Source organism: Streptomyces sp. NPDC054834 (assembly GCF_053611185.1).
Genome location: NZ_JBSGZV010000012.1, coordinates 143,599 through 159,982 on the forward strand (window position 1 = coordinate 143,599; position 16,384 = coordinate 159,982).

The following is a 16,384-nucleotide window of genomic DNA, read 5'->3' on the forward strand; positions in this document are numbered from 1 at the left end:
GCCGTTGGGCCGGAGCCGCCGGGGCGAGGGCGTGGGGCTAGTTCTCGGGGGGACCAGGGCGCCGGGCCGAGGCCGTACGGCCTGCGGCCCGGGCCGGGATGCCCGGAGATGTCACCGGGCCGAGGCCGGCAGGCCCGGGGTGCCGGGCCGAGGCCACTGGCTCGTGTGGGCATCGGGTCGATGGCTCAGGGGCCGGGGAGCCGGGCCGAGCCCGGTCGGTCGAGCGCGGGCGGACTGATGGCTGCGACCAAAGGGCTGCCCGGCTGAGGACCACGGGAGCCCGATGACCCCGAGGCGTCCTCCTGAGACCCGCCCCAGGGACCCGGTCGCCGACGCCGCGGGCCACCGGCCGCCACGATCCGGCCCGCCTGGTACGCGGGCTGCCCTCGCAGCTCCAGGCCGCGGACCAACCGGACCGGGCTTCGCCGAGTCGGCAGCGGACCAGACGCCCCGCCGGCGCGGCCTGCGTGCCCGGCCCCTTGCCTGACCCTCGGCCCGCGCGCCCGGCCCTCCCGCCGTCGGATGCCTGAGCCCGGTCCACCGGCCGCCCCGGAGCCTCGGGACGGCAGCCGTCGGAAACCGGCCAAGAAGTGTGGGAACCGGATTCTGGCGTTCCCCGGGTATGCCGGCGGCAAGAAATCGACCGGAAAAATATCGGCGCCCCCCGGCCGCCCCGAGGCGCGCGAAGGAGCACGCGGAGTGTTGTCGGCCCGGTGTTCACCTCGGGTTCGCCCGCCCGCCGCCCGGACGTGTCACTCTCCCCGCGCTGGGCACTCGCAGACGGCAGACAAGGGGCGCACGGGATCATGGAGAGCGGACCGGCGATCTTCGCGGGAGCGGTGTTCGCCCTGTTCGGAGCCGCATTGCTGGTGTGGACCGTCACTCGGGTCCGGCGCGGCGAGCCGGTCGCCCTCGGTGTGAGTCAGGTCGCATCCGTGACCCTCGCGGGCCTCGCCGCAGTGATCGCGCTGAGCCTTGGAACGTACTGCCTGACCCGCCTCTGAAGGCGGCCCGCACCATGTCGTCCGGTAAGGGGAGCGTCACGCTCCGGACAGGGACGGACGGTCGGCTGAGGACTCCGGGCGGCAGGAAGGGCGGTAGTCGGGTTACCGTTCGAGTGGCCGTTGTGAGCTTTTCCCGTTTGACACGGGGGCGGGATGTACCGTCACACTCCGCAGCGTCACAAGAGCGAGCCACACAGCAACGCCACGCCCCCGGGACCAAGGCCTGGGGAGGCCCCAGCGTCGACCGGAGAGAAGAGCGAAGTTGTCCCCGACCAGCGAGACCGCACACGGCGGCCGCCGACTCGTCATCGTCGAGTCGCCTGCCAAGGCGAAGACGATCAAGGGCTACCTCGGCCCCGGCTACGTCGTCGAAGCGAGCGTCGGGCACATCCGCGACCTCCCCAACGGCGCCGCGGAGGTGCCGGAGAAGTACACCGGCGAGGTCCGCCGCCTCGGCGTGGACGTCGAACACGACTTCGAGCCGATCTATGTCGTCAACGCCGACAAGAAGGCCCAGGTCAAGAAGCTCAAGGACCTGCTGAAGGACTCCGACGAACTCTTCCTCGCCACCGATGAGGACCGCGAGGGCGAGGCCATCGCGTGGCACCTCCTGGAGGTCCTGAAGCCCAAGGTCCCGGTCAAGCGGATGGTGTTCCACGAGATCACCAAGGACGCGATCCGCGAGGCCGTCGCCAACCCGCGCGACCTCAACCAGCGCATGGTCGACGCCCAGGAGACCCGCCGCATCCTCGACCGCCTCTACGGCTACGAGGTCTCGCCGGTGCTGTGGAAGAAGGTCATGCCGCGCCTGTCGGCGGGCCGCGTCCAGTCCGTCGCCACCCGACTCGTCGTGGAGCGGGAACGCGAGCGCATCGCTTTTCGTTCTGCTGAGTACTGGGACCTGACGGGCACCTTCGCGACCGGCCGCGCGGGGGACCCGTCGGACCCGTCGTCGCTGGTCGCCCGCCTCCAGACCGTCGACGGCAGGCGGGTCGCGCAGGGCCGCGACTTCGACTCCCTGGGACAACTCAAGAGCGCGAACACCCTCCACCTCGACGAGGCGAACGCCCGCGCCCTCGCCGCCGCCCTGGAGAACACCCGCTTCTCCGTCCGGTCCGTCGAGTCCAAGCCGTACCGCCGCTCGCCGTACGCCCCGTTCCGTACGACGACGCTTCAGCAGGAGGCCAGCCGCAAGCTCGGCTTCGGCGCGAAGGCGACCATGCAGGTCGCGCAGAAGCTGTACGAGAACGGCTACATCACGTACATGCGTACGGACTCCACAACCCTGAGCGAGACGGCGATCACCGCCGCCCGCGCCCAGGTCACGCAGCTGTACGGGGCCCAGTACCTGCCGGACACGCCCCGCACGTACGCCGGCAAGGTCAAGAACGCGCAGGAGGCGCACGAGGCGATCCGGCCCTCGGGTGATCGTTTCCGCACGCCCGCCGAGACCGGTCTGACCGGCGACCAGTTCAAGCTCTACGAACTGATCTGGAAGCGGACCGTCGCCTCCCAGATGAAGGACGCCACCGGCAACAGCGTGACCGTGAAGATCGGCGGCACCGCCGCCGACGGCCGGGACGTCGAGTTCAGCGCGTCCGGCAAGACGATCACCTTCCACGGCTTCCTGAAGGCCTACGTCGAGGGCGCCGACGACCCGAACGCCGAGCTCGACGACCGCGAGCGCCGCCTGCCGCAGGTCACCGAGGGCGACGCACTGAGCGCCGAGGAGATCACGGTCGACGGGCACGCCACCAAGCCCCCGGCCCGCTACACCGAGGCCTCGCTGGTCAAGGAGCTGGAAGAGCGCGAGATCGGCCGCCCGTCGACGTACGCGTCGATCATCGGCACGATCCTCGACCGCGGCTACGTCTTCAAGAAGGGCACGGCCCTGGTGCCGTCCTTCCTGTCCTTCGCCGTGGTCAACCTCCTGGAGAAGCACTTCGGGCGGCTCGTCGACTACGACTTCACCGCAAGGATGGAGGACGACCTCGACCGCATCGCGCGCGGCGAGGCGCAGGCCGTGCCGTGGCTGAAGCGGTTCTACTTCGGCGAGGGGTCGGTCACGGGCGTCGCGGCCGACGCCGGCAACGGCGACGGGGACCACCTCGGCGGTCTCAAGGAGCTGGTGACCGACCTGGGCGCGATCGACGCGCGCGAGGTGTCGTCGTTCCCCGTGGGCAACGACATCGTGCTGCGGGTCGGCCGGTACGGTCCGTACATCGAGCGCGGCGAGAAGGACACCGAGCAGCACCAGCGCGCGGACATCCCGGACGACATGGCGCCGGACGAGCTGTCCGTCGAGCTCGCGGAGGAACTGCTCGCCAAGCCGAGCGGCGACTTCGAGCTGGGCGCCGACCCGGAGACCGGTCACCAGATCATCGCCAAGGACGGCCGCTACGGCCCGTACGTCACCGAGGTGCTCCCCGAGGGCACCCCGAAGACCGGCAAGAACGCCGTCAAGCCGCGTACGGCCTCGCTGTTCAAGTCGATGTCGCTGGACACGGTCACGCTTCAGGACGCCCTCAGGCTGATGTCGCTGCCGCGCGTCGTCGGCACGGACGCGGACGGTGTGGAGATCACCGCGCAGAACGGCCGCTACGGGCCGTACCTGAAGAAGGGCACGGACTCGCGTTCCCTTCAGTCCGAGGACCAGCTCTTCACGATCACGCTGGAGGAGGCGCAGGCGATCTACGCCCAGCCCAAGCAGCGCGGTCGCGCCGCCGCCAAGCCGCCGCTGAAGGAGCTGGGCGAGGACCCGGTCAGCGGCAAGCCGGTCGTGGTCAAGGACGGCCGCTTCGGGCCGTATGTCACCGACGGGGAGACCAACGCGACCCTGCGCTCCGGCGACAGCGTCGAGACGATCACCCCGGAGCGCGGCTTCGAGCTGCTCGCCGAGAAGCGGGCCAAGAGCCCCGCCAAGAAGACGGCGAAGAAGGCGCCCGCGAAGAAGGCCGCCCCGGCGAAGAAGACCGCGGCCAAGAAGACTGCCGCGAAGAAGACGACCACCGCCGCGAAGAAGACCACCGCCAAGAAGACCACCGCGAAGAAGGCGACGGCTTCCAAGACGGCGGAGGACTGAGGCAAGGCGTCACAGGCCCGAGGCAAGGAGCCGGAGGACTGACCAAAATGCCGGAAGACTGACAGTCCGGCACCCTCTGGCCCTTCACACGACCGCACGAACACTTCGCGAAAAGAACGCCCCGGCATCACTTTGGTGTCGGGGTGTGCGCACGTTCGGACGGCCACGGCGGGCTGTCAGTCGCTGCCGATAGGCTGACAGCATGACGCGAGCCGAGCAGCCTACGGCCCACAACCCGGCCCCCGACGACACCCTCGTGGCGGACTCCCGTGAGCGCGCGGTCCGTGCGCTGCTGCGCCGGCCTCAGCTGAGGCGGCTGTGGAGCGCACAGCTCGTGAGCGGTGTCGGTGACACCCTCGCGCTCCTCGTCCTGGTCGTCCTCACCCTCCAGGCGGCGATCGCCGAAGGCTCGTTCGGCGGTGGCTACCGAGGCGTGGCGTTCGCAGTGGCGACCGTCTTCGCGGCGCGCATCCTGGCGACCCTCCTCTTCGGAGCCGTCCTCCTCGGACCGCTCACCTCGCTCACCTCCCAGGAGGGGCCGCTCGACCGCCGCTGGACCATGGCCGGCGCCGACGGGCTGCGCGCCGCGCTGCTGATCGTCGCCCCCCTGTGGATCGACTGGACCCCCGCCAACGCGCTGGCCGTCCTGCTGGTCACCGCGTTCGTCACCGGGGTCGCCGAGCGGTTCTGGACGGTGTGCCGGGAGAGCGCGGCCCCCGCGCTGCTGCCCGCCCCGCCCCCCGAGGGTGCGACGGTACGGCCACTGCCGGACCACATGGACGCACTGCGCCGCCTGTCGCTGCGCACCAGCTTCGTCGCGATCCCCCTGGCCGCCGTGGTCCTCGTCGTCGCCTCGCTGTTCAACAATCTGCTGGGCGCCGGGATCGCCTGGTTCGCCCAGCACCAGGCGGCCCTCGGGTCGTATGTGGCGGCCGGGCTGTTCGCCGCCTCCCTGTCCGTGCTGACCTCCCTGCAACTGCCCGCCACGCGCACCCCCCGCGCGCGGTCCCCGCTCGAGGGACTGCGCCGCCCCAAGACCGGCACGGGCGTCGACAAGGGCCGCACGAGCGCGCTGCCGCTGCTCGTCCTGGCCTGCGCCGCCGTCGCCGGAGCGATCTCCGCCGCCGTGGCCGTGGCCGTGCTGCACGCCAAGGACCTGGGCGGCGGCCCGGTGCTGTACGGGCTGCTGGTGCTCGCGCTGACCGGCGGGGTCGTCGTCGGCATCCGTACGGCGCCCTCCCTCCTGCCCTCGCTCTCCCGCCGCCGGATGCTGGCGCTGGCGATCGCCTTCACCGGCATCGCGCTGCTGGCCGCCGGTCTCGTCCCGGACGTCACCAGCGTGCTGCTGATCTCCGCGCTGGCCGGCGTCGGCGCGGGTGTCGCCGCCAACACCGGGCACACCCTCCTCGACCAGGAGACCGAGGAGTACCGCCGGCCGCGCACGACCGAGCACCTGCACGCGGTCGTACGGGTCTTCGTGGCGCTCGGCGCGCTGATCGCGCCCCTGGTGGCGGCGCTCATCGGCCCGCACCGTCTGGAGAACGGCAAGTTCGTGTTCGCGCACGGCGGCGCCGCGTTCACGCTGATGCTGGTCGGCGCGCTGTTGCTGCCGGTGGCCGCGCTGGTGCTGGCCAAGGCCGACGACCGCTCCGGAGTGCCGCTGCGGCACGACCTGCGGGACGCGCTGCTCGGCGGCGACGACCCCGCCACGGTCCCGGCGGGCAACGGCTTCTTCATCGCCCTGGAGGGCGGCGACGGCGCCGGCAAGTCCACCCAGGCCGAGGCTCTCGCCGAATGGATCCGGGCCAAGGGCCACGAGGTCGTGCTCACGCGTGAGCCCGGGGCGACCCCGGTGGGCAAGCGGCTGCGGTCCATCCTGCTGGACGTGTCGTCGGCGGGCCTGTCCCACCGGGCGGAGGCGCTGCTGTACGCCGCCGACCGCGCGGAGCACATCGACACCGTCGTACGGCCCGCCCTGGAGCGCGGGGCCGTCGTCATCTCCGACCGGTACATCGACTCGTCGGTGGCCTACCAGGGGGCGGGCCGCGACCTGTCCCCGACCGAGATCGCCCGCATCAACCGCTGGGCGACCAACGGCCTCGTCCCGCACCTCACCGTCCTGCTGGACGTCTCGCCGGAGACCGCCCGGGAGCGGTTCACGGAGGCCCCGGACCGGCTGGAGTCGGAGCCCGCCGAGTTCCACGCGCGTGTGCGGGCCGGTTTCCTCGCGCTCGCCGCGTCCGACCCCGGCCGCTACCTGGTCGTCGACGCCGGTCAGGAACCCGAGGCCGTCACGACCGTGATCCGGCACCGCCTCGACACCGTGCTCCCGCTGTCCGAGGCGGAGATCAAGGCCCAGGAGGAGGCACGGAAGAAGGCCGAGGAGGAGGCCCGTCGCAGGGCCGAGGAGGAGGCCGCCCGCAAGGCCGAGGAGGAGCGCCTGGAGCGCGAGCGCCAGGAGCAGCTCGCCAAGCTGCGCGCCGAGGAGGAGGAGCGCAAGCGGCGCGAGCTGGAGGAAGCGCAGCGCCGGGAGGCCGAACGGCAGGCGGAGGAGGCCCGGCAGCGGGCCGAGGAAGCGAAGCGCCGGGCCGAGGAGGAGCGGCAGCGGCTGCTCGCCGAGGAGAAGGCCCGCGCCGAGGAGGAGGCCCGTCGCAGGGCCGAGGAGGAGCGGCGGCGCCAGGAGGCCGAGGAGCAGGCCCGGCTGCATGCCGAGGCCGAGGCACGGCGTCTGGAGAAGCAGCGGAAAGCCGAGGAGGCGCTGCTGCGTGCCGAGGAGGCCCGCAGGGCGGCCGAGCGGGCCGCGGCCGAGGCGCAGGCCGGTCCGCGCCCGGTGGTGCCCGACGCCGCCGCGGCACCGCCGGAGGCGCTGACCGTGCCCACGCCCGTCGTGACGCCGAAGAACGCGTCGGGCGGTCCGGTGGAGGAGACGGCCGTGCTGCGGCCCGTCCGGGACAGGGACGCCGACTCCGAGGTGACGGCGGAGCTGCCGCAGCCACCGGCGCCCGCCGGGGCGGCGGACGAGACGGCGGTTCTGCCGCCGGTGCCCTCCGGTGCGGCCGACGAGACCGCCGTACTGCCCCCGGTCGCTCCGGGCCCGGCGGACGAGACGGCCGTGCTGCCGCCGGTGCGGAACACGGATCCCGCGGACCGGATGCCGAAGGGATTCTTCCGCGACGAGCGGGCGGCCGCGGACCCCGACGGCTCCGGCGACCGGACCCGGGAGCTGCCGCAGGTCGACGAGGACGGGGCGCCCCGGCGGCGGGAGCGGCCCGACTGGGCCGAGGAGACGCCGCTGGACGACCTGCCGTCGCTGGCGGACGAACTGCTCGGACCGCACCGGGAGGACGAGGACCCCGACGAGGGGCCGGGGCGCCGGCGGGGCCGGGGGCGCTGAGCGCCTCCTTCGCCCGGACCCGAGTGTCACCATCAATGTCAGTGCCGCCCCGCACAATGGACTGCGCAAGGTGAACGTGACGGAAGGGCGGCGTGACCCATGACGGTGTGGGACGACCTCGTCGGGCAGGAGAAGGTGAGCGCGGTGCTCGAGGCCGCCGCTCGGGACGCCGACGCCCTCGTCACCGCGGCCGCCGCCGACGCGCCCCCGCCGGAGGCGTCGCGGATGACGCACGCCTGGCTGTTCACGGGGCCGCCCGGTTCGGGCCGCAACCAGGCGGCGCGGGCCTTCGCCGCCGCCCTCCAGTGCGTGAGCCCCGACCGCGCCCTCGGCGGAACCCCCGGCTGCGGCTTCTGCGACGGCTGCCACACCGCGCTCGTCGGCACCCACGCCGACGTCAACACGGTTGCCGCGGTCGGCGCCGAGATCCTGGTGAAGGACATGCGGGACACGGTCCGCAAGTCGTTCACCGCACCGGCGAACGGCCGCTGGCAGATCATCCTCGTCGAGGACGCCGAGCGGCTGAACGAGAAGTCGGCCAACGCCGTCCTCAAGGCCGTGGAGGAGCCCGCCCCCCGTACGGTCTGGCTGCTGTGCGCCCCCTCGATCGAGGACGTCCTGCCCACCATCCGCTCCCGCTGCCGCCACCTCACCCTGCGCACGCCCTCGGTCGACGCCGTCGCCGACATGCTCGTACGACGCGAGGGCGTCGAACCCGGCGTGGCCGCCGCGGCGTCCCGCGCCACCCAGGGCCATGTCGACCGGGCCCGCCGCCTGGCCACCGACCCCGGCGCCCGCGAGCGCCGCGCCGCCGTGCTGAAGCTGCCGCTGCGGCTCGATGAGGTCGGCGCCTGCCTCAAGGCCGCGCAGGAACTGGTGGACGCGGCGGCGGAGGACGCCAAGCAGCTCGCCGAGGAAATGGACGGCAAGGAGGCCGAGGAGATGAAGGCGGCTCTCGGCGCCGCCCAGGGCGGCCGGCTGCCGCGCGGTACGGCGGGCGTGATGAAGGACCTGGAGGACATGCAGAAGCGGCGCAGGACGCGTACGCAGCGCGACAGCCTGGACGTCGCGCTGGGCGACCTCACCGCCTTCTACCGCGACGTCCTCGCCCTCCAGCTCGGCTCCCGTGTGGCGATCGCCAACGGGGACGCCGAGGACGCCCTGGAGCGGCTCGCCCGGGGCAGTTCCCCGGAATCAACACTCCGCCGCATCGAGGCGATCGCCGCCTGTCGCGAGGCCCTCGACCGCAACGTGGCGCCGCTGCTGGCGGTGGAGGCGATGACGATGGCTCTGAGAGCGGGGTGACCAGCACACAAGATTGACGGCATCACCCGTAAGAGGCACGGCGCACACGTAGGGCATCCGATCCATGGCACAGCGTTACGCTCGCCTGATGCACCTCAGGCGAATCCTCCGCCCGACCGCCCGAACCACCGAGACCTCCGGGGCCACCAGAGCCCCCCGGGCCACCCCTCCCGTCCGGCCCCGCCGCGGCAGGGCGGCCGTACCCCTGATCGCGGCCGCCGCGCTGCTCGTCTCCGCCTGCTCCTCCGGGAGCGCGACGAGCACGACGCGTGCGGCGGACGGCGCGGCCGAGGCGGCGCTCGCCGCGCTGCCGAGCGCCACCCCGTCCGGCCTCACGTCGTACTACACGCAGAAACTGACCTGGCGCAGCTGCGGTGTCCCCGGCTTCCAGTGCGCCACGATGAAGGCGCCGCTGAACTACGACAAGCCCGGCGCGGGAGACGTCCGGCTCGCCGTCGCGCGCAAGAAGGCCACCGGCAAGGGCAAGCCCATCGGCTCGCTCCTGGTCAACCCGGGCGGACCGGGCGGCTCGGCGGTCGGCTATCTCCAGCAGTACGCGGGCATCGGCTACCCGGCCCAGGTCCGCGCCCGCTACGACATGGTCGCGATGGACCCGCGAGGTGTCGCCCGCAGCGAGCCCGTCGAATGCCTCAGCTCACGGCAGATGGACGCATTCACTCAGACGGACGCCACCCCCGACAACCAGAAGGAGACGGACGCGCTGGTCAAGGCGTACACGAAGTTCGCCGGCGGCTGCGGGGCGCACGACCCCCGGCTGCTCCGCCATGTCTCCACGGTGGAGGCGGCCCGGGACATGGATATCCTGCGGGCCGTACTGGGCGACCGGAAGCTGAACTACGTGGGGGCGTCGTACGGGACGTTCCTCGGGGCGACGTACGCGGGCCTGTTCCCCAAGCGCGTGGGCCGGGTGGTCCTGGACGGCGCGATGGACCCCTCCCTCTCCGCGCGCCGCATGAACCTGGACCAGACCGCGGGTTTCGAGACGGCGTTCCAGGCCTTCGCGAAGGACTGTGTACGGCACGGCGACTGCCCGCTCGGCCACAAGGGCACGACGCCCGCCCAGGTCGGCCACAACCTCAAGGCCTTCTTCCAGAAGCTCGACGCCCACCCCATCCCCGCCGGCGACGCGAGCGGCCGCAAGCTCGGTGAGGCCCTCGCCACGACCGGGGTGATCGCCGCGATGTACGACCAGGAGACCTGGCCGCAACTGCGCGCGGCCCTGGGCTCGGCGATGAAGAACAACGACGGCGCGGGCCTGCTGGCCCTCTCCGACAGCTACTACGAACGCGACCCCGACGGCCGCTACACGAACCTGATGTTCGCCAACGCCGCCGTGAACTGTCTGGACCTCCCGGCCGCGTTCTCCACCCCCGACCAGGTCGAGAAGGCCCTCCCCGCCTTCGAGAAGGCCTCCCCGGTCTTCGGTGACGGCCTGGCCTGGGCCTCCCTGAACTGCGCGTACTGGCCGGTGAAACCCACCGGCGAACCCCACCGCATCCAGGCCGAGGGCGCCGCCCCGATCGTCGTGGTCGGCACCACCCGCGACCCGGCCACCCCCTACCGCTGGGCCCAGTCCCTGGCCCACCAGCTCTCCTCGGCCCGCCTCCTCACCTTCGTCGGCGACGGCCACACCGCCTACGGCCGGGGCAGCACCTGCATCGATTCCGCGATCAACAGCTACCTCCTCCGCGGCACACCCCCCGCTCCCGCCAAGCGCTGCACATAACCCCAGCTCCCAGTCCCACCACACGCCCCGGAGCCCCCGCCCCGGGGCGTGTACGAAGCACCCCCGGAAACTGTGTAGACTTACCGACGTTGCTGATCGCACCATGGTGCGCACAACGCGCCGCTTTAGCTCAGATGGCCAGAGCAACGCACTCGTAATGCGTAGGTCTCGGGTTCGAATCCCGAAAGCGGCTCTTCCTAAGCCCAGCCCAGACAGTGTCTGAGCTGGGCTTTCTCGTTCAGCGGACGCGGCGACGGCGTTGGGAGCGGGCCGCGCGACTGTCGGCGGTCTCAGTTCTGGTCTCAGTTGGGGGCTCCGGGGCGGGGGCCGCGCTGGCCGGGCGGGGCATGAAATGGTCCCCCATGCGGCGCATCGCGTCCTTCGAAAGATGCGACCGGCCCTGCACGTACCGGCGGGTCTGGCTGATCTGGGTGTGCCGCAGGATCTCCATGATCGTAGGCATGTCGACCCCGAGTTCGTTCAGGATCGTGCCGGCGGTGTGGCGGCTTCCGTCGTACAGACGGCGGTCGTCGATCCCGGCTTCGTCCAGTAGCTCCTTGAACTCTTCCCAGTCCTGCCGGGGGTCGAGGGGGCGCCCGTCTGGTCGGCAGAAGACCAGCTTGTGATCCTCCCATCCGTCCCCGGCTTCGGCGTGTGCCTCTTCCTGCTGTGCTTTGTGCTCGCGCAGGTAGGGGAGGAACGGCGGCGGAATCGGCACGGCGTTCCGGCTCTTCTTGGTCTTGGGGCGGGTGAAGACCAACCCGCCGTCTTTCCGGTCGGGGCAGGCGCGGGCGTGCCCGGTGCAGCCCTTAGGGCACGGCTTCGGGCAGCCGCGCTTGTAGCCCTTGTGGGCGGTGCAGCCGTCCGGGCACGGCTCGAACCGGTGGAACTTCGCACCGCACGCCTGAGGATCTGCGCACCCGTGCCGCCATGTGAGTCGTTGAAGCTGCCACTGAGGGCGGAACAGCTCGTTGTCGAAGTCGACGTACGGCCACCTCAGGCCAAGGGTTTCGCCCTGTCGGAAGCCCATGCCGACACCGACGCACCACCGCATGAACGTTGGGCGTTTGGCGGCGGCCTCCAGGAATGCCTTTGCCTCTTCGGTCGTGAACGGGTTTGCCTCGGTCTCGTCGACGGTTGGGGGGTCCACGAGGGTGGCCACGTTCTCAACGACCAGGCGGCGGCGGTGAGCGATCTTCAGCGCGCGCGACAGGATGCGGTGCACCTTGAGAACGTGCGAGGGGGCGTGCCCCTCGTCGAGCATGACGCGGTACATCCGTTCCAGGTGCTCTGGCTGGAGCTTGTCGAGCCGGTGCTTCCCGACCCCGGGGATGATGTCGTTTCTGGTCTTCGACCAGTAGTCGTCCAGCGAGCGCGGCTTGAGCTTCAGGGATGCGATGTCGGTGAGGTAGGTCGTCATCCACTGTTCCACGGTCGGCTTGCGGCCGGCCTTGGGCGCGCGTCCCTTGTCGCGCAGGTTTTCCAGTTCGCGGACCTTGCGCTTGACCTCGGTTTCCGTCCGGGCCCGGCGATGGCGCCGGTCGGGGCTGCCGTCGTCCTTGACGCCCATGGTCACGCGGCCGTGCCACCAACCGTCACTGCCCTCGTAGATGGACGACTCCATGTTCGGCTTACGGGTGCTCAATGCACTCCTCCATGCAGGAAGCCGCCCCGGAGGATTTATCCGGGACGGCTTCGGGGTGGGCTCGTTCAGTTGGGGAGCAGTTCGAGGCTGTTCGCGTAGGCCTCAAGCACGTCCCAGCGGATGCGGCGGGAGCGACCGCGCTTGACGTACTTCAGGTCGCCGGCGGCCATCAGCTCGTACACGGTGGAGCGTCCGAAGCGGAGAACCTTGGCGGCTTCCTCCGGGGTGTAGAGCAACTGGGTGTGGGCCAGTACGGGGGTACTCATCGGGGCGTACTCCTCAGGTGCTCGTGGGGGCTTCTCGGGAGCCTGCGTGTGTCCGAGGTGTGGATTTCTGCGTCACTGCGTTGTCTGAGTCATTCGCGGATTTGGCCTGCGGTTTCGTGCGACGCAGGGAGTTCGGGGAGCGTCATCCGGTGACGCGGGCTTCCGTCACTGGGTGACGCGGGTGACGCGGGGTGACACAGCCGCAGGCCGGTTGCGTCACCGCTGTAGCGGCAGGTCATGGGCCGTTTTCCGTCCTTGGGTGACGCAGGTGACGCAGCGTCTCTTTCCTTCGGACAAGAGAGGGGGATGTCTGTTGTGGTGCGCGGCTCAGAGCGTGAAGAAGGAGCCGCTTCGCGGCGCGACCATCGCAGGGCGGCGCCGCCGCCGAACAGCAAGAAGAGCACGCCGGGCCCGGGGTGCTCCTCTTGTCTGTACGGGGCGTGGCTCCGCCGGTCAGAAGGCCGGTTCCTGCTCGTGCGGGGCTGGGGGCCGGGTCATTTCGATGTAGCGGGCTGTTCGGGTGCGGCCCCAGTCGATGAGGACGCCGCGGGCGGCGAGGGTGGGCTGAAGGCGCTTGAGACGGTCTGAGAGCACTTTGCCGGTGGTCGGCCAGCCTTTGGGCAGGGGGCGGCAGTCCTCGCCGCTGTAGAGGCCCGTGAGACAGTGCAGCCACTCAGAGGACGTCATCCGCTGCTCGGTGCCTGGTTCCAGGTCGGCGGCGTGCTTCAGCACCGTCTGCGCCAACAGGTCGCCCTCGATGACGTCGTCGTTGAGGTCGTCCAGGCTGGCCCGGTAGGCGCCCAGCGCTCCCAGACCGGTCGCCGCGTCGAGCTGCGCGCACAGGTGCGCGAAGTCGGCCATGCGTAGATCGGTCGGGATGTCCGCCTCAGCCGCCCGCACCTGCACCGTGAGGTCCAGGAGGGAGCCGAGGAGGACCGGCAGGACTTCCGCGTACTCTCCCCAGAGTTCCGCCTCGGTGCGCCGGGTGCGGGGGCGTTCCAGGCGCAGCGGCAGGAGCCGTTCGGCGAGGTCGGGCCGGATCACGCCCACGTCGATGCCGGTAAGCAGCAGCGGGCGGCGGTAGCGGGCCCGGACCACGTCGCCATCGGTGTAGAGGGCGCGCTTGACGGTCTCGGCCCCGGTGACGATGCAGCACATCGCATCGGACAGGTCCGGGGCGAGGTGGGAGAGGTTGTCCAGGGCCGTGACCCATCCGGCGGCCACGGCAGCGATCAGGTTCTCTTCGTCCTTCGGAGCGCGGCGCAGGTCGCCGCTCATGCCTTCGATGACCCTCACGAGCATCCGTCCGCCGGTGGACTTCCCCGCGCCCTGCGGGCCGGTGAGGAAGGGGGCGGGGACGGGCACGGACGGCCCGAGGCACCCGATGAGCCAGGCGATGGCTAGGCATTCGGTCTCGGCGTTGGCGAAGTTGCACAGCCTCAGGAGCAGGTCGATGCCCTTGCCGTTGGTGTCCTTGGCTGGCATGGGGAGTTCGCCGGTGAGCTGGGTGCGTCGCCAGCAGACTTCCTGTGGGTCGGGAACGGCGATGTCCCATCCGGTGGGGTGGATGCGGACGGATTGCCCGTCGTCGCGGCCAAGGTCGAGCCAGGTCGCGCCGTCGTATCCCGGTGCGACGCGGATGTGGACCGGTTGTACGTCCTGGCTCATCGCGAGTGCTTCGATCAAGTCCAGTGCCTCTTTCAGGGCGGTGCCGTTGAACACGCCGAGTCCGTCGCGGAAGAGGCCGACCATGAGTTCCTGGCGGTGGCTGCCCGAGGTGCCTTGTGAGCGGATCGGGCGGGCCACGGGGTGGCCGTTCTTCTGCGCGTACACGGTGCCGTCGGCGGTGCGGAAGTACCGGAAGTGGGCTTGCGCGTAGTCGGCGATGACTTCGCGGGCGGGGGTCTTGTCGTCGTCGGACATGCTCACAGTCCCAACGTGGTGCGGGCGTTGGCCCACGCGTCGGCGCAGTGCCGCGGGGATTCGCCTTTGGCCTGCGCGGCGGTGAACAGCCTTGTCATGTGGGTGTCGGTGAGGCAGCCGCACCGGCCGTGCGTGGACAGCACGGCGAGGAATGTCCGGTACACCGTGGCGTGGACCGCGCTACGGGCCTCGGCGATGCGCTGCTCGGCCATGGCGATCCCACGGTCTAGGTAGGCGGGCGTGTGGTGAGGGCACTCACCGTTTCCGACCCGTGCGGGCACGGTGACGGCATGAGGTGCCGACCGGGCCGCAGGGGCTTTCCTCACGACCAGCTCTCGGACGGTGTCTGGCAGGTCGGTCATGGTGCCGGCGCCGGGTCCGAGGTAGCGGGCGTAGGCCATGGTCGATTTGATGTCGACACCGGAGCGAACCGCGTTGCGTCCGGTCATGGCGCCCCGGTAGATCCAGTGCTCCCCGCGCATCGTCGGCACGGTCCGGGTGGCCGGCAGGGCGGTACGGGCCCATGCGATGGCTTCCGCATTGTCGAGGTCGACCACGGTCAGACCGGCGCCGCCGGGGTGGTAGGCGACGCAGATGGCCCGTCGCCATGCGGTCGTCCAGGCCGGGGAGGAGAGGACGTCCGGGTCGGTGGTGGCGGCGGCCCATCCGTGGCACGGGACCGGGCACCGGCAGGGACCTGGCGCCTTCATGTTCGGCCGGCCGCCGCACGCGTTGTCGACGCAGTCGGGACAGTTGCCGAAAGGGACCTTGCCCCGGCGCAGGGGCAGCACCGGCAACCCGGATGCGGCCAGACTCAGTGCGGTGTGCTGGGGGTGCACCGGTGTGGTCATGCCGCCACCTCCAAGGCCGAGCGAACCGGGATGCCGGTGGGCACGGAGACGATGTGCGCGGCGAGCAGCGGCGGCACAGCGTTGCCGACTTGCTCGAACTGCTTGGTCCGGGTCCCGTGGAACGGGTGATCGACCGGGAACGATTGGAGGACGGCCGCTTCCGCGAGCGTCAGGTTGCGCTCCTCGACGCCGTCTCCCACCCACTTGCAGCGGTTCGCGGTACCGGTGATGGTGAAGGACGGTTCGCTCAGCGCCCGCTCGTACCGTTCGACGTCGCCGGAAGGCAGCTTCCAACCCTGCCCGCTGCGCAGCTTCCAGGAGCGCGCCCGGCCGGTCAACGCGTTGCTCGGCCCGTCGGCCGTGAACTCGTTGCCGCCGGTCGCCCGTCCCCGCTCGTCCTTGGAGCGGTCGCCGCGCGTGTTGACCGTGACACCGGACGGCAGACCCAACGCGTCAGCCATGGACACCCAGGAATCCGGGCACCCGCCGAACAGATCGACTACCGGGGTCTTGGCGTGCGTCGGCTCGGGCGCGCTCACGCCCCGGGTGCGGGAGGCCAGGAGAATGGCCCGCTTCCGGGTCTGCGGCACGCCGTAGTCGGCAGCGTTGAGGATGCCGACCCACACGCTGTAGCCCCAGATGCGGAGGAGGCCCGCGTACTGCTGGAACAGCGGGAGAACGTCGGGGACTTCCTCCAGGCACGCCCACCCGGGGCGGAGGTCGTACAGCCAACGCATCGGTTCAGCGGCGAGCAGGGACCGCGCATCCTTGCACTGAGCGAGCAGTACGGCGCGGGTGTCTCGGCCATGGGCGAGGTCGTCGACGGCCTGCTGCACGATCACCTGATCGGCGAGGCCGGCGCGCTTCCCGGCCCTCGACCACGCCTGGCACGGCGGGGAGGCGATGAGGCCGGTGATGCCGTGCTTGAACGAGTCGGTCGGGTGGGCAGCCACGTCGGTCTGAATGGTCGCGTGGCCGGCGGCCTGCGCGGTCGTGCAGGCCGCCGCGTCCCACTCCAGGCCGATGTCCGTCAGACCCAGCATCCTGAGTCCTTCGGACCAGCCACGCGGGCCGGCGAACAGATCGACGATGGTCGGTGGTGCACCAGGCACTCGCCGGATGGGGGCGGGTTGCGTCATGCTGGGAGACCTCCACAGGTCAAGTGGT

The 16,384-nt window shown here is 71.2% G+C and carries 10 protein-coding genes and 1 tRNA gene; 6 read left to right on the plus strand and 5 right to left on the minus strand.

Annotated features, from left to right (window positions below; all coding sequences use genetic code 11):
* Positions 1-806 precede the first annotated feature (806 nt).
* From ACWGJM_RS18710 to ACWGJM_RS18735, 6 genes are all read left to right on the plus strand, one after another.
* A complete protein-coding gene (locus ACWGJM_RS18710; RefSeq protein WP_453412764.1) occupies positions 807-1,004 on the plus strand; it encodes a hypothetical protein in 198 nt (65 codons plus the stop codon).
* A gap of 262 nt (positions 1,005-1,266) precedes the next feature.
* Positions 1,267-4,086: a type I DNA topoisomerase gene (gene topA / locus ACWGJM_RS18715; RefSeq protein WP_453412765.1), complete on the plus strand. Its 2,820-nt coding sequence runs from the start codon at positions 1,267-1,269 to the stop codon at positions 4,084-4,086.
* Positions 4,087-4,288: 202 nt separating this feature from the next.
* On the plus strand, positions 4,289-7,480 hold the full coding sequence (tmk, locus tag ACWGJM_RS18720; protein ID WP_453412766.1) for a dTMP kinase: 3,192 nt from the start codon (positions 4,289-4,291) through the stop codon (positions 7,478-7,480).
* Between the two features lie 99 nt (positions 7,481-7,579).
* Positions 7,580-8,785, plus strand: a complete 1,206-nt coding sequence (locus ACWGJM_RS18725; protein ID WP_453412767.1) for a DNA polymerase III subunit delta' — start codon at positions 7,580-7,582, stop codon at positions 8,783-8,785.
* An 88-nt stretch (positions 8,786-8,873) separates the two neighbouring features.
* Positions 8,874-10,532, plus strand: a complete 1,659-nt coding sequence (locus ACWGJM_RS18730; protein ID WP_453412768.1) for an alpha/beta hydrolase — start codon at positions 8,874-8,876, stop codon at positions 10,530-10,532.
* A gap of 119 nt (positions 10,533-10,651) precedes the next feature.
* A tRNA-Thr gene (locus ACWGJM_RS18735) sits at positions 10,652-10,725 on the plus strand.
* Between the two features lie 45 nt (positions 10,726-10,770).
* Here the strand turns inward: ACWGJM_RS18735 and ACWGJM_RS18740 are convergent.
* The 5 genes from ACWGJM_RS18740 to ACWGJM_RS18760 form a co-directional block, all read right to left on the minus strand.
* Entirely contained in the window at positions 10,771-12,177 is a 1,407-nt protein-coding gene (locus ACWGJM_RS18740; RefSeq protein WP_453412769.1) for a tyrosine-type recombinase/integrase, read from the minus strand.
* Between the two features lie 65 nt (positions 12,178-12,242).
* Positions 12,243-12,443 (minus strand): helix-turn-helix domain-containing protein, encoded by a 201-nt coding sequence (locus ACWGJM_RS18745; protein ID WP_453412770.1) that lies wholly within the window; start codon positions 12,441-12,443, stop codon positions 12,243-12,245.
* Positions 12,444-12,896: 453 nt separating this feature from the next.
* A complete protein-coding gene (locus ACWGJM_RS18750; protein WP_453412771.1) occupies positions 12,897-14,366 on the minus strand; it encodes an ATP-binding protein in 1,470 nt (489 codons plus the stop codon).
* 2 nt (positions 14,367-14,368) lie between these two features.
* Entirely contained in the window at positions 14,369-15,217 is an 849-nt protein-coding gene (locus ACWGJM_RS18755; protein WP_453412772.1) for a bifunctional DNA primase/polymerase, read from the minus strand.
* Positions 15,214-16,260 carry a DNA cytosine methyltransferase gene (locus ACWGJM_RS18760; protein WP_453412773.1) on the minus strand — a complete coding sequence of 349 codons (1,047 nt, stop codon included), beginning with the start codon at positions 16,258-16,260 and terminating at the stop codon, positions 15,214-15,216. Before ACWGJM_RS18760 ends, ACWGJM_RS18755 begins: the two co-directional genes overlap by 4 nt.
* Positions 16,261-16,384: the final 124 nt, after the last annotated feature.

Coding starts and splice junctions, on each gene's coding strand:
- ACWGJM_RS18745 (WP_453412770.1), bottom strand. CDS start 12,443: ATGAGTACCCCCGTACTGGCCCACACCCAGTTGCTCTACACCCCGGAG.
- ACWGJM_RS18750 (WP_453412771.1), bottom strand. CDS start 14,366: ATGTCCGACGACGACAAGACCCCCGCCCGCGAAGTCATCGCCGACTAC.
- ACWGJM_RS18730 (WP_453412768.1), top strand. CDS start 8,874: ATGCACCTCAGGCGAATCCTCCGCCCGACCGCCCGAACCACCGAGACC.
- ACWGJM_RS18725 (WP_453412767.1), top strand. CDS start 7,580: ATGACGGTGTGGGACGACCTCGTCGGGCAGGAGAAGGTGAGCGCGGTG.
- ACWGJM_RS18760 (WP_453412773.1), bottom strand. CDS start 16,260: ATGCTGGGTCTGACGGACATCGGCCTGGAGTGGGACGCGGCGGCCTGC.
- tmk (WP_453412766.1), top strand. CDS start 4,289: ATGACGCGAGCCGAGCAGCCTACGGCCCACAACCCGGCCCCCGACGAC.
- ACWGJM_RS18755 (WP_453412772.1), bottom strand. CDS start 15,217: ATGACCACACCGGTGCACCCCCAGCACACCGCACTGAGTCTGGCCGCA.
- ACWGJM_RS18710 (WP_453412764.1), top strand. CDS start 807: ATGGAGAGCGGACCGGCGATCTTCGCGGGAGCGGTGTTCGCCCTGTTC.